Origin of the sequence: Idiomarina sp. (assembly GCF_019431395.1) — a bacterium.
GTDB lineage: Bacteria > Pseudomonadota > Gammaproteobacteria > Enterobacterales > Alteromonadaceae > Idiomarina.
This window is the reverse complement of record NZ_CP080268.1, coordinates 669424-682516: the sequence shown is the minus strand read 5'-3', so window position 1 is coordinate 682516 and position 13093 is coordinate 669424. Positions and strand designations below refer to the sequence as shown.

The following is a 13093-nucleotide window of genomic DNA, read 5'->3' as shown; positions in this document are numbered from 1 at the left end:
AACCAAGGAGTAGTCTATGGAACGTTTAAAATCAGGTGATAAAGCACCGGCATTCGAGTTGTTGAATGCAAATGAAGAAAAAGTCGCTCTGGCTGATTTATTAAATCAATACCGGGTACTCGTATATTTTTATCCAAAAGCAATGACCCCTGGCTGCACGGTTCAAGCTCAAAATCTTCGGGATGCCAAAGAGGAATTAGCAAAACATAACGTTATTTCGGTAGGTATTAGTCCGGATGCTCCTAAACGACTGGCTAAGTTCACAGAGCGTGACGAACTTAACTTTACCCTGCTAAGTGATGAGGATCATAAGGTGGCTGATCAGTTTGGCGTGTGGGGTCCGAAAAAGTTTATGGGTAAGGAATACGACGGCATTCACCGCATTAGCTTTTTGATTGAGCAAGACGGTAAAATTAGCCACGTGTTTGATAAATTCAAAACAAAAAATCACCACGACGTGGTTCTCGAGGCGTTAGCCGACAACAATTAATTTGTCGGCATTAATTTGTTGACTTAGCCTCGTATATTGTATTTTCTATGCCACTGGACCACGCCGTTAATACCGCTTTAACCAGGCTGGCCAGTGGGATAGCGAAAAACACGCCCCAGAACCCCCAAATTCCGCCAAAAACCACCACAGCGGCAATAATGTAAACAGGATTAAGGCTAACGGCCTCTGAAAACAGTAGCGGAACCAACACGTTTCCATCCAGCGCCTGTATTATAAAATAAGCCACCGCAATCCAGGTAAACGTAGAGCTGGGCCCAAACTGAAAAAACGCCACCAACAAAACAGGAATGGTAACCAGTGCGGCACCAATGTATGGAATTAGCACCGAAAACCCAACCATGATTGACAACAGGGCTGCATAGCGCAAATCAAAGCTAAAGAAAGTAATAAAACTAACTATCGCGACCACCACCACTTCAATCGCTTTACCACGAATATAATTCATGATTTGCAGGTTCATTTCCTGCCCCACCTGGCTGATTAGCTGGCGGTTAGAAGGCAAGGCGCGGCTAAGATGAGACATCAACTCGTCTCGATCTTTCAACATAAAAAAGACCAGTAACGGTACTACGATTAGGTAAACCAGTACTGACATAGCGCTACTTAGTGAACTCAGCGACAACGTGACTAATTGTTCACCCAAACCAATCGCCCGCCTGCGCATGCCCGCCACCAGCTCGTTAATTTGCGCCTGATCGACAAACGCGGGAAACAACTCAGGTAGCTTATGTAACCAGATCTGCAGATTAGTCAGCATCTCGGGTAATTCAGTAATTAGTGTGGTGCTTTGCTGCCAGATAACTGGGACCAGGGTGACCACTACCAGTAACGCAATGGTGACAAACAACGTAAAGGTTATGATACTGGCTGTTAGGCGCGATAACCCCATATTCATTAGTCGCGACACCGGCCAGTCCAACAGGTAAGCCAAAGCCAACGCAATTAGTACCGGTGCGAGCAAGCTGCCAAAGAAAACAATGGTAGCAACTGCAAATACTAACAGTAAAAATAAGGTAACCGCATTCGGGTCAGAGAACTTGCGATTATACCACTGCTTTAAATAGTCCAGCATCGTGACACGACTCCTTTACGTAAGACTAAATCATATCAGCCCTTGCATTCTTTCCATAACCCCATAGAGTAAAAAGGAACTATTTTTTATTTGTTTACTCATAGCAACAGATTGTTGGTTACACAAGAGCGGTACATGCCATCCTTTCGTCTTCTATTCACGACACTACTTAGCACATTGCTAATGTTTAGTGCTGCGGTCGCAGCGCAGGACCACTCACGCCTACCCCAAATGGGAACCACCGGCGCGGGATTTATGACTATTGAACGAGAGCGAGTAGTTGGTGATTATTATATGCGACAGGTTCGGGCGCAGGCACCTATTATAAGTGACCCGGTATTAGACAGCTATCTGGCTGACCTGGGTAACAGTCTGGTGGTAAATTCAGATAACGTCCGCTACCCCTTTAATTTTTTCTGGATTAATAACGCCGAGATCAATGCGTTTGCATTTATGGGCGGTTACGTCGGCGTCCATACGGGGTTAATTCAGGAAGCGCGCAATGAATCAGAAATCGCGGCGGTGCTGGGGCACGAAATAGCGCACGTAACCCAACGCCATATTGTGCGGCGCATGCAAGAGCAGCAGCGCAGTATGCCAATGACTATTGCCGGGTTGGTCGGCTCAATTTTGTTGGGCATGGCCAGTGCGGATGCAGGCGCAGCAGGACTGTATGCCACCATGGGCATGAGCCAGCAGTCACAGATTAGTTACACCCGTTTGTACGAGCAGGAAGCTGATCGAATCGGCATGTCGGTGTTGGCAAGTGCTGGTTTTGATCCTGCCGGCGCACCCAGCTTTTTTGGTCGTTTGGCAGAAAAGTACCGCTATGTCAGTAAGCCGCCGGAAATGTTAATGACCCACCCGCTCCCTGAAGCGCGCATTGCTGATACCCGTGCCCGGGCTGAGAATATGCGCCGCGTTGACGTAGCCCCTAGCCTGGACTTTCACCTGGCCAAGGCGCGAGTCGATGCCCGCTACACGCGCGCAAGTACGCAGTCGGAATTACTCGACATGGCGCAAAGTGATAATCCGATGATGCAGCGCTACGGTCAATATGCGTTAGCTATCCGGGCATTGGACAGCGGCGAAGCTGAAAAGGCTGAACGACTCCTGCGACCATTGCTACAAGAGTCGCCGCGCAACCGCTTTTACCTTGACGTACAAACCGATATTTTATTGCAGCAAGAGCGTTTCGACGATGTCTTAACACTACTGCGAGAGGCTTATCAACGCAGTCCGAATGAGCAGGTGATTACGCTTAATTTCGCTAATGCGGCAATAGAAGCTGGTGAAATTGGGCTAAGCATTGATCTGTTGCGCCACTTTTTGCTGCAGAACCCGGAGCACGTGCTTGCCCTGGACTTATTGACTGCCGCTTACGAGCGCAGCGCAAATCGTGCCGCAATGTACGAAACCCGAGCGGAAGCACTCGCTCTCAGAGGCAACTTTAAATTAGCAATTGACCAATTACATACTGCGCATAACCACACTAACAGTGACATCACGCACAAACGACTTAATGCCCGCATTGATCAGTTGCGGGCGCAACTCGAGCAAGCACAAAACCTGATGTAATCACTGTTTTACTGCTTCACGTAGCGAGGCTAGTGTCTGTTCCCCCATCATCGGTCCCTTAACGCTCCCGTCGGCAAAAATGACGTAGGTAGCAGGTAGCATTTTAGGACGTTCGAATGGGAATTTTGCGGTAGGTTGTGCTAATGCCAATGGATAATCGATGCTATGCCGTTCCGCCAGCGCTTTAATTTGCTGGTTATCCAGCGGATCAAAACTAACCCCTACTAGCTGCAGATTTGATGTGGATTCTATGTCCTGATGATAAAACTCATTTAACTCCGGCAGTTCGCGCAAACAAGGAGCGCACCACTCGGCAAAGTAATTGACCACCACCGGCCCTTGTAAATTATTCCAGTCTAATTCTTGTTCATGGGTAGTAACGACATCCGGTGCTTTTGAACACCCCGCTAACAATGTTGTTAAAACGATTGCTGTGCCGGCCAACGGCTTTAACCAGTTTTTCATTATTATTATCCTGTATTGTGCAGTCTTTGCCTTGAGTTAAAGCTTTGCGGTACTATCTACCGTAAGTACACTAACATCGTTACGCTAGCTTGCCTTAAAAAACGGAGAACAGTCAATCCTATGAGCACCGTTACTATTTTTCATAATCCGCGTTGTTCCAAGTCACGCCAAACCCTCGAAATAATTAAAGATAAAGGGATTGAGCCGGAGATCGTTGAATATTTAAAGACGCCCCCTAATGCCGCTGAAATAGAACGTATTCTGACGCTGCTGAATAAATCACCGCGCGAGTTAATGAGAACCAAGGAGTCCGTTTATAAAGAATTAGGTCTGGCGGATGAAAATGACAATAACAAGTTAGTTACCGCCATGGTCAATAACCCGAAGCTGATTGAACGCCCTATTGTTATTGCCAAAGATAAAGCCGTTATCGGGCGTCCTCCGGAAGCCGTATTGGATATTATATGACCACAACTACTGAGCCTTGTAACGTCTTAATACTCTATTTTAGCCGTGGCGGCGCCACCCAACAACTTGCTGACGCAATTGCCGAAGGTGTCGCACAAGCCGGCGCTGAAGCGCTACTGCGAACGGTTGCAACGGACAATGACGCAGCCTGTAGCAGAGATTTAACCGTGTCGACCGACGACTTGGCTACTTGCGATGCGCTGATACTCGGTAGTCCGACGCGTTTTGGTCATATGGCCTCGGCTTTACAAAAGTTTTGGGAGTCTACCAGTAATCAATGGCTTAAAGGCGTCCTTATCAACAAGCCCGGCGCCGTATTTACATCAACGTCATCGCTGCACGGTGGGCAGGAGTCGACGTTGCTGTCGTTAGCTCTGCCGTTATTGCACCATGGCATGTTGTTAACCGGTGTGCCTTATTCAGAGCCGAGTATTCATGGTCGGGAAGCCGGCGGTTCGCCATACGGTGCAACGCTGTTTAACGAAGATGGTAAATTACATACCAACGAGCGAAAGACCGCCACAGCACTTGGTAAACGCATAGCTCAAATCGCGCTTGCCTGCCGCCAGACTCAGTTTGAGGACAGTCACTCATGATGCCTACACAACCCGGTTTTTATCGTGTTCTAACGCAGCTTTGCTATTGGCCGTTGCTGGCATTTGTGGTCCTATGGCACACAATGCTGACACCAGATAATTCTGTATCGCTGCCACTACCACTGGCATTACTGTTCTGGGTCATACCTCTGTTACTGCCGTTACCCGGACTGGTCAAAGGCAAACCTTACACCCATGCGTGGTTTAACTTTATCCTGATGTTTTACTTCTTACACGGTTTAACAGCCATTTATACGCACCCGAATGAATTCTGGTATGCCGTAACTGAACTGCTGTTAACAACCGGTGCGTTTATTGGAGCAACAGGCTTTGCCCGAGCTCAAGGGCGCGCCCTGGGGTTAGGATTAAAGAAGCAAAAGAAAAATAATAGCGACGACTAAATAGTCAGAGCCTGCTTAACAAACGGAATTGTTAAGCGCCGTTGTGCTGCAATTGAAGCGGTATCCAAGGTATTGAGCGAGCGCAACAAGGCTCGCATATCCCGGCCCAGCCGGTGCAACATGAATAACGCGACATCCATAGGTAAATCTAATCCTCGCCAGTGAGCCCGCAATATGAGCGCACGCGCTTTGTCATCATCACTGAGCGGCTGTAATTGGTAGGCTGTTGACCATTGCAAACGTGATTTAAGATCAGCCAGTTCCACATCCGTCTGCACAGCCGCCTGAGAAGCAGACATCACTACTCGGGTGGTGCCGCGATCCAGTACGCTATTAAGCAATGCGAATAATTCAAAGCACCAGTCAGATGCCGTCAGCACATGATCAATATCGTCTAATAGCAGTAACTGAAAGTCATTGGCGCCATCTAGTAACGAACGGGGTTCAGTCACATCAGCAAATTCAGCAACCGGCAGATACATAACCCGGGTTCCCGCAGCTGACGCAGCGGCAACTGTTGCATGTAATAAGTGACTTTTACCACTCGCTACCGGCCCTGACAGCCAGCTAAAACGGTCAGTACTGTCTGGCTCATTGGTTTGCGAGGCTAACTGCTTTAACCAGGCAACCGCTTCGCCATTGGCTCCCGCAAAGTAGGTACTGAACAGTTCATCGTCAGGTAGCTGCACCTGAAGCGGTAGCTGTTGCGGATGATGTCGGGCCGCTCTTGCCACCATTAATCTCCCACCCATTGGTAAATCGTTTGCTGGCGAAGTTCGGGATTTACGAAGGGGCTAATTTCTTGTGTTCTGAGGCGTCCATCCAGTTGAATACTCTGCAATAAGTTATCCTCGCTACCACGAACTGTTACCACAAAATCAGTTTGTTCCCTGGCATAACGATCCAGCTTTATCGCATCGACCGACGGGATCGATTGCAGAAACGATTCTACCGCCAACACCTGTTGCCAGTTCTCCAGACCGGCAATCGATAACGGTACTTGCACCAGTGATTGCTGATCTGAATTTATCACGCTGTACTCGGCAGCCAGTGTTTGCGCCAGCTCAGCAATAAAAGGCTCGGCCAGCCAATCGGTGCTGGACGCATAAACGATACCTTGCAAACGTTTGTCATCAACATCAACACGCCAGTCAAGTTGATAGCGCTTATCTGCATCTTCTGCCTGCGGGTTTTCAGTAACTCGCACCACCGCAAAACCATCCGTTGCATAGCGTGTACTCGCGGTTTTTATGGGACCAATAAAGCGTCCCCAAACGTCCGTTACACTAACTTGCATTGAATCGGTTAAATCCAGTATTGGCAACTGAATAGGTATCGCTAATTGTTTAGCCTTTGAACGCAGTTGCTGAGTAAAGACCGATTCGTCAGAACTCCCTATCATCTCGCGCTTACCGCGTGTATCAGTCGCCATCCACAGTAATAATTGTGGTCGCCGACTACCCCAGTAGGGCATCGAGTGCGCCGCGAGTAGGTCGCGTAATTTTTGCCCGTCGAACGTTGCCGTTAATTTGGTTTGACTGCCTTCACGCTGATAACCATATTGCACCAACAAGTCGTTGACATTGCGACTGGCTGCATTAATCGCGGGGTCATCAACCAGTGCAGGTTGGCCGGTCACTTTGATAATAACCTGGCGGAATGCATCGGTAAGCGCTTGCTGACGTAATCGCGAGTTTTGCGAACCGACATCGACTGTCGCAGAATATAAGTTCTCGATAAGCTTAGCCTGCACATTGCTGCTTGCCAGCAACAAGGCCATCATCATCGCTACCAGCACGCCAGTTAATCGATCCATACCCTACCTGTAATTACTCATCTTTGTGTGCATCTTAAACAGCCCCATTACTTACGGCAAGTGACAACTTGTGGATAAGCCTGTGGGAATCGTAAAACCTTGCTAGTCAAACCGGATCAGGGTCGCTAGAATAGCGATAAATTCTCTAACCAGGGTCGGCCATGCTTAAAAAGCAACTTCGAGGGATCAGCTCTTTACTAACCAGTGTCAGTTTGATTGGTGTCTGCGTCGGTATGACCAGCACCCTGCTTAGTTTGCGCGCCACAATAGAGGATTTTGGCACCCTGGTTACCGGCTTTATCATGTCGGCATACTTTATCGGTTATCTGTTTGGCTCCACGCGAGCACCAAAAGATATTCGTCGTGTCGGCTATATCCGTTCATTTGGTGGGCTGGCAGCGCTGGCTGCCTTCAGTGTTTTAGTGCAAGCCATTTGGGTGGACCCGGTGGTTTGGTTTGTGATGCGTTTTATAACTGGTTTTGCCATCTCCGGCGTGTTTGTCATTGCCGAAAGTTGGCTCAATACCATGGCCGATAACCGCAGTCGCGGTACCTTGCTATCGATCTATTTGGTTATCATCTATGCCGGACTTATCGCTGGCCAATTGATTTTGGGGGTTGCTGATCCAGCCGGCTTTATTGGATTCGCCATTGTCGCACTATTAATCAACCTTTCTTTGATACCTATTTTGGTCAGTGTGACCGTTGAACCCACAACTCATGAAAACAAAAAAGTTCCAATCAGCATGCTGTTTAAAACGGTACCCCTGGGTGTCGTTAATGCTTTTATAATGCAAGCCTGCTATGCCATGTTTTATGGTATTGGACCCATGTACGCCTCTTATATTGGTCTTAGTATCGTACAAATCACCTTTTTCATGTCTGCATTTATCGTCGGCGGACTGCTTTCACAAGCCCCCTTCGGGTTATTATCGGATCGTATCGACCGGCGTTTCGTTATTACCATTTGTGCCGGCGGCGGCGCGATCAGCGCAGTCATCCTGTCGCAGTTAGGAGCGGGTAATGCCATGCTTATCTACCTGGCAGTGGGAATATTAGGCGCCTTTATTCTGCCGCTTTACTCACTGGGTATGGCACATACCAATGATTACCTGGAGAGAGACCAAATGGTTGGCGCCACTGGTGCCATTATCAAAATTGGTGGAGCAGGTTCGATTATCGGTGCGCCTGCCGTAGCGGCTTTGATGCAGTTCGGTGCGATAAACTTTTTCTTCTTACTATTGGGTGCGTTGACCGCGTTTGTCGGGTTGTATTCACTCTATCGCATTACTCGCCGAGCCAAAGCCGAAGACCAGTTGCACAGCAGTTTTGCGGTATTGGCACCATCGCAAACGTCGGATGAATTGTTAACTTCGATGGCAGAAGAAATGCCGGAAGAAGAAGAGCAGGACTCGGACGACGTTGATGGCAACGCCGTCCTTAAACGTTAACGTTATTTATTAAGAAGCTCGGTAACCCATTGCTGAGCTTCTTCAATAATTTGTGTTAGGTGTTCCTCGCTAACAAAGCTTTCCGCATATATTTTATACACGGGCTCGGTACCCGATGGGCGTGCAGCAAACCAACCATTACCGGTGTTTACTTTTATGCCACCAAATTGCGCATCGTTACCTGCCGCTTTAGTTGCGATCGACTGGACGACTTCGCCGGCAAATTCGGGTAGCTTAATTTTGTAAGCTCGAATACCGGCAAACGCTTTGTTTTGCTCGGCAGTTGATGGCGTATCCACACGACCATAAAACGACGTACCGTGCTGCTGGCAGAGCTCATCGTAATATTGTGCCGGGTTTTTGCCTGTTTTAGCCAAAATCTCGGCCGCCAGTAACACCATCACGATGCCGTCTTTGTCGGTAGTCCAGACATCGCCCCGGCGATCCAGCAAGGTTGCACCGGCACTTTCCTCTCCTGCAAAGCCGATCGTGCGGTTAGCCAGCCCCGGCGCAAACCACTTAAAGCCCACCGGCACTTCCAGCAATTGTCTGCCACGTGCATTAACCACCCGGTCAATCATCGCACTCGATACCAGGGTTTTGCCTATTGTAACGTCAGCGTCCCAGTCACGATGCTGGCATAAATAATCGATAGCGACCGCTAAATAATGGTTCGGATTCATCAAGCCGTGAGTCGGTGTGACAATACCATGACGATCGTAATCAGGGTCATTACCGCCGGCAAGATCGTACTGTTGGGCGTGTTTTAGTAATCCGGCCATTGCCGAAGGCGATGAACAATCCATGCGAATTTGGCCGTCTTTATCCAGCGTCATAAAACTAAACGCAGGGTCAACATGGGCATTGTGTACATCAATGGTTAAACCATAATGTGTGGCTATCTGCTGCCAATAACGAGCCCCGGCGCCACCCATCGCATCAATCCCCAATCGCAGGCCGGCGTTTTTAATAGCCTGCATGTCGATAACCGTATCCAGTTTAGCAATATAGTCAGCACGCCAGTCACAAAAAACGAGTTTTGGATGCTCAAGTACGTCCTCGGATTCGCAGGTATTAACCCCCATTAGTCCTGACGACAACAACGCGTTGGCATATTTCTCGATACGCTTAGTCACTTCACTATCTGCTGGTCCGCCATGCGGTGGGTTGTATTTAAACCCGCCGTCTTGCGGCGGGTTGTGCGACGGCGTAATCACCACGCCATCGCATTGATGCGCGGTGTTCTCGCGGTTATAGCTCAAAATGGCATGCGATATTGCCGGCGTTGGCGTGTAGTCATGATCGGTTTGTACGCGAACTTCTACGCCATTACCCAGGAACACATCCAAAGCGCTTAAATAAGCAGACTCTGACAGCGCATGGGTATCTTTACCCACCAGAATAGGTCCGGTTATCCCCTGCTCCTCGCGGTACGCGCAAATCGCTTGCGCAATTGCCAGTATATGCGCTTCGTTAAAGCTTCTTTTTAGTGCGCTGCCACGATGACCCGAGGTACCAAAACTGACTTTTTGCGCAGGGTTACGCGGATCAGGCTCATACACATAATAGGCACTGGTTAACTGTGCAATGTTAATTAGATCATCCGCCGTTGCCGGCTGACCGGCGCGTTCATGCATAACCATTACAAAAAGTCCCTTATTTTTTCAGCATCACTAACATCATAACCGAGTTGCTCGGCAACCTGCGTTAACATTGATTTTTTCTTGGTGGTGTTGTTATTCGTCACCACCCAAAACGGCGAGCCCGGTATGGGTTTTGGGTTAGTGCTGTTGCCGGTCGTCAGTAGTTCGTCCTCAGAGCGGCCAAAGTACTGACGGTCCCGACCTCTAATCGACAATACCTGCTCAAACTGGCTTGGGTGACTACGATACAGCATGCTCAGGATATGTAAGAATCGTGCGACAACGCTTTTTTGAACATTAACATCCTGCTTATTTAAGCGGTCAAACACGCTCTCTGTGTTAACCGTCTGCGACCTTTGCTCCGGAACATCTGCAACAGCCGATAAGCCCAACAAACGGCGCAGAATATCGGAGGCGCTCTCGCCAATCTGCTGTGTATGACCGGCGATGTACGCGTATAAATCGTCTTCGACTTCAATCCGTTTCATGAATGGCACTACCCTCTACTCTATGTCCCGCTTGCCGTTGTTTACTTTATAAAGTGGCAAGTCCAGTATAAACTCGCAAAATTACCGCAAAGTTTAGCATTAAAGGCAGACGGATGGCAGAGTCAGTAACACTAGAATATCAAACCCTGGGCGACGCTCAGAAACCCGCAGTCGTGCTTATTCATGGCTTGTTTGGCGATAAAGATAACCTGAAGAGTTTGGCTCGCGACCTACAAGACGATTATTACTGCATCATGGTCGATGCCCGCAACCATGGTGACTCTCCTCATTGTGCTGAAATGACCTACAACCTAATGGCTGCAGACGTTCTGACGACGGTGGATGCGCTTGATGTCCAACAGTTTGCTGTAGTGGGCCACTCTATGGGCGGCAAAATTGCCATGCAGCTGGCTATGGATAACCCGAACCGCGTAACCCGCGCCGTTTTTGCCGATATCGCGCCGGCTGATTACGATGGTACCCATGACGATATTTTAACGGCCCTGCAGCAGGTTGATCTGCAACAGATTAGCAGCCGCAGTGACGCTGATAAACAATTAGCAAAATCCATTTCGACGCAAGGCGTACGACAATTTTTATTAAAAAATCTACGCAAAACCGACGCAGGCTATGAATGGCGCTTAAATATTAACGGCTTGATTGACCAATACAGTCGTATTGCAGGTAATGTCAGTGACGGCCAGTACGATGGCCCGGTACTTTTTATCAAGGGTGGTGACTCAAATTACTTAACCGAAGCTCACCGCGACGCCATTACACAACGCTTTAGTGACGTCGACGTTAAAGTCATCGAGGGTACCGGGCATTGGTTACATGCCGAGAAACCTCGTATTTTCAATCGCCTGGTGGCTGACTTTTTAGCCGCTGATTAACCCGTCAGCCGGCATCAGAATCCCCCGTAGCGGGGTCGCCAGCTACGCCCCGCTATGCTAAACTATGTGCGTTTTTAACCAGCCTTGGGTGGTACATTAACGATGTTGGCTGAATATTACGAAGAAATTGAGATTTTGGTGACCAACATAACGTTGGCCATTTTATTCTTATTAATTGGCCTTGCCATCCGCGATGTTCTGAAGCGCTCTGCGGTGCCAAAGTTTGGCCGATTTATCGTATGGCTGGTGTTGTTCCTAGGTTGTTTCGGCTTTATTGCCAAGGGCATTATTCAAGTTTTTTGGGAGTCCGGTCTGTAATACAGTTAACCGACTAATCAACGAGACATGGCAAAAGCAAACAACGATAAAGTAACGATCGATCTTTTCGTCGATCAGCCCCGCCGCGGTCGGCCTCGCACCAACCCACTGCCACGCAGTGAACAGTTGCGAATTAATAAGCGTAAACAGTTATTACGCGACCGCCAGCAGGGCAAAAAACGTATTGAATTAAAAACCGATCAGCAGTTGCACCAACAACTGACCAAACTGGCCGAATCCGTCGGCTGTAGTCGTGGTGAGTTCGTTGAGGCTATTGTGAAAGTCGCGCTGGCAGATACACAACAAGTATTGCCAGCTGTCGTTAACCTTATCAACTCAGGTGAAAATTGATTTATGGCAACCGTTGGCATTTTCTTTGGTAGTGATACGGGAAACACCGAAGCTGTCGCTCAGATGATTCAAAAAGAGCTGGGTAAAAAGCTTGTTGATGTAAAAGATATCGCCAAGTCCAGTAAAGAAGATATTGCAGATTATGACCTGCTACTTTTTGGTATTCCGACGTGGTATTACGGCGAGGCTCAGTGCGACTGGGATGACTTTTTCCCGGAATTGGAAGAAATTGATTTTACTGACAAACTCGTGGCCATCTTTGGCTGCGGTGACCAGGAAGATTACGCTGAGTATTTTCTTGATGCCATGGGTATGGTTCGCGATATCGTTGAAGCGCGCGGTGCTGTAGTCGTTGGTCATTGGTCAACTGAAGGCTATAACTTTGAAGCATCAAAGGGTATGGCAGACGATAATCATTTTGTCGGTTTAGGCATTGATGAAGATCGTCAGCCCGAACTAACCAAAGAGCGTGTTCAAAAGTGGTGTGCTCAGGTTTACGAAGAAATGTGTCTGGCGGAACTAGCAAACAGCTAGGCCTTCAGGGTATGCTGACTTGTAGCAGCTAACAAAAATACGGATTGGCGACTCAGATTATGGCAACTAACGACGAACAGCTTAAAAAAGCCGGGCTCAAGGTGACTTCACCGCGGATGAAAATCCTCGAGATCCTTAAAAAGCCGGAAAATCAGCATATTAGTGCAGAAGATGTCTATAAAATTCTGCTAGAGCAAAAGGACGAAATCGGCCTGGCGACAGTGTACCGGGTTCTGAACCAATTCGATGACGCCGGTATCATTACCCGTCACCACTTTGAAGGCGGCCGCTCAGTATTTGAATTGAGTGCCAAAGATCACCATGATCATTTGGTCTGCCTGACTTGTGGTCATGTTTTTGAATTTGAAGACGACATTATTGAAGATCGCCAGGTGCGCATTGCAGAGCAAAATAAAATTAAGCTAACCAACCACAGCTTGTATTTATATGGCGAATGCCAACGCGGCGAAAGCTGTGAATACAAGCTAGCCGCCGAGGCTGATTAGTT

General features: G+C 48.4%; 17 protein-coding genes. 11 read left to right on the top strand and 6 right to left on the bottom strand.

Translation table 11 applies throughout. The features are described from left to right. Positions 1-16: 16 nt before the first annotated feature. On the top strand, positions 17-490 hold the full coding sequence (gene bcp, locus KZ771_RS03370; RefSeq protein ID WP_290654344.1) for a thioredoxin-dependent thiol peroxidase: 474 nt from the start codon (positions 17-19) through the stop codon (positions 488-490). 10 nt (positions 491-500) lie between these two features. Here bcp and KZ771_RS03365 read toward each other — a convergent pair whose 3' ends face one another. Next, the gene (locus tag KZ771_RS03365; protein ID WP_133539252.1) at positions 501-1583 is read right to left on the bottom strand and encodes an AI-2E family transporter; all 1083 of its coding nucleotides are present in this window, start codon (positions 1581-1583) and stop codon (positions 501-503) included. A 255-nt stretch (positions 1584-1838) separates the two neighbouring features. Here KZ771_RS03365 and KZ771_RS03360 point away from each other — a divergent pair, with 255 nt between their 5' ends. Then, entirely contained in the window at positions 1839-3161 is a 1323-nt protein-coding gene (locus KZ771_RS03360) for a M48 family metalloprotease (RefSeq protein ID WP_290654343.1), read from the top strand. Here KZ771_RS03360 and KZ771_RS03355 read toward each other — a convergent pair whose 3' ends face one another. Further along, positions 3162-3626 (bottom strand): TlpA disulfide reductase family protein, encoded by a 465-nt coding sequence (locus KZ771_RS03355; protein ID WP_290654342.1) that lies wholly within the window; start codon positions 3624-3626, stop codon positions 3162-3164. Between the two features lie 120 nt (positions 3627-3746). Between KZ771_RS03355 and arsC the strand changes: the two genes are divergently transcribed. The 3 genes from arsC to KZ771_RS03340 are packed head-to-tail and all read left to right on the top strand — an operon-like array spanning position 3747 to position 5091. Continuing rightward, positions 3747-4094, top strand: a complete 348-nt coding sequence (gene arsC, locus KZ771_RS03350) for an arsenate reductase (glutaredoxin) (RefSeq protein ID WP_290569353.1) — start codon at positions 3747-3749, stop codon at positions 4092-4094. Continuing rightward, a complete protein-coding gene (gene wrbA, locus KZ771_RS03345; RefSeq protein WP_290569351.1) occupies positions 4091-4690 on the top strand; it encodes an NAD(P)H:quinone oxidoreductase in 600 nt (199 codons plus the stop codon). The genes arsC and wrbA overlap by 4 nt, the downstream gene beginning before the upstream one ends. Then, positions 4687-5091, top strand: a complete 405-nt coding sequence (locus KZ771_RS03340) for a DUF2069 domain-containing protein (protein ID WP_365996500.1) — start codon at positions 4687-4689, stop codon at positions 5089-5091. Before wrbA ends, KZ771_RS03340 begins: the two co-directional genes overlap by 4 nt. Here the strand turns inward: KZ771_RS03340 and hda are convergent. Further along, positions 5088-5828, bottom strand: coding sequence for a DnaA regulatory inactivator Hda (gene hda, locus KZ771_RS03335; RefSeq protein WP_133539257.1), 741 nt, complete (start codon positions 5826-5828; stop codon positions 5088-5090). The genes KZ771_RS03340 and hda overlap by 4 nt on opposite strands. Continuing rightward, positions 5828-6907: a DUF2066 domain-containing protein gene (locus tag KZ771_RS03330; protein ID WP_290654341.1), complete on the bottom strand. Its 1080-nt coding sequence runs from the start codon at positions 6905-6907 to the stop codon at positions 5828-5830. Before KZ771_RS03330 ends, hda begins: the two co-directional genes overlap by 1 nt. A gap of 161 nt (positions 6908-7068) precedes the next feature. On the opposite strand from KZ771_RS03330, the gene KZ771_RS03325 reads away from it, so the two are divergent. Next, a complete protein-coding gene (locus KZ771_RS03325; protein WP_133539259.1) occupies positions 7069-8358 on the top strand; it encodes an MFS transporter in 1290 nt (429 codons plus the stop codon). 2 nt (positions 8359-8360) lie between these two features. Here the strand turns inward: KZ771_RS03325 and pgm are convergent, their stop codons facing one another. Together pgm and seqA are read right to left on the bottom strand one after the other, a co-directional pair. Next, positions 8361-10001 carry a phosphoglucomutase (alpha-D-glucose-1,6-bisphosphate-dependent) gene (gene pgm / locus KZ771_RS03320; protein WP_290654340.1) on the bottom strand — a complete coding sequence of 547 codons (1641 nt, stop codon included), beginning with the start codon at positions 9999-10001 and terminating at the stop codon, positions 8361-8363. After that, positions 10001-10489 carry a replication initiation negative regulator SeqA gene (gene seqA / locus KZ771_RS03315; protein WP_290569342.1) on the bottom strand — a complete coding sequence of 163 codons (489 nt, stop codon included), beginning with the start codon at positions 10487-10489 and terminating at the stop codon, positions 10001-10003. The genes pgm and seqA overlap by 1 nt, the downstream gene beginning before the upstream one ends. 113 nt (positions 10490-10602) lie before the next feature. On the opposite strand from seqA, the gene KZ771_RS03310 reads away from it, so the two are divergent. The 5 genes from KZ771_RS03310 to fur all read left to right on the top strand — a co-directional run bounded on the left by KZ771_RS03310 (position 10603) and on the right by fur (position 13091). Beyond that, positions 10603-11382 (top strand): alpha/beta fold hydrolase, encoded by a 780-nt coding sequence (locus tag KZ771_RS03310; protein ID WP_133539262.1) that lies wholly within the window; start codon positions 10603-10605, stop codon positions 11380-11382. 102 nt (positions 11383-11484) lie between these two features. Next, the gene (locus KZ771_RS03305) at positions 11485-11700 is read left to right on the top strand and encodes a DUF2788 domain-containing protein (RefSeq protein ID WP_133539263.1); all 216 of its coding nucleotides are present in this window, start codon (positions 11485-11487) and stop codon (positions 11698-11700) included. A 27-nt stretch (positions 11701-11727) separates the two neighbouring features. Beyond that, positions 11728-12051, top strand: coding sequence for a LexA regulated protein (gene ybfE, locus KZ771_RS03300; protein WP_133539264.1), 324 nt, complete (start codon positions 11728-11730; stop codon positions 12049-12051). A gap of 3 nt (positions 12052-12054) precedes the next feature. Continuing rightward, positions 12055-12585, top strand: coding sequence for a flavodoxin FldA (gene fldA / locus KZ771_RS03295; RefSeq protein WP_133539265.1), 531 nt, complete (start codon positions 12055-12057; stop codon positions 12583-12585). Between the two features lie 59 nt (positions 12586-12644). Beyond that, positions 12645-13091 (top strand): ferric iron uptake transcriptional regulator, encoded by a 447-nt coding sequence (gene fur / locus KZ771_RS03290; RefSeq protein WP_133539266.1) that lies wholly within the window; start codon positions 12645-12647, stop codon positions 13089-13091. Positions 13092-13093: the final 2 nt, after the last annotated feature.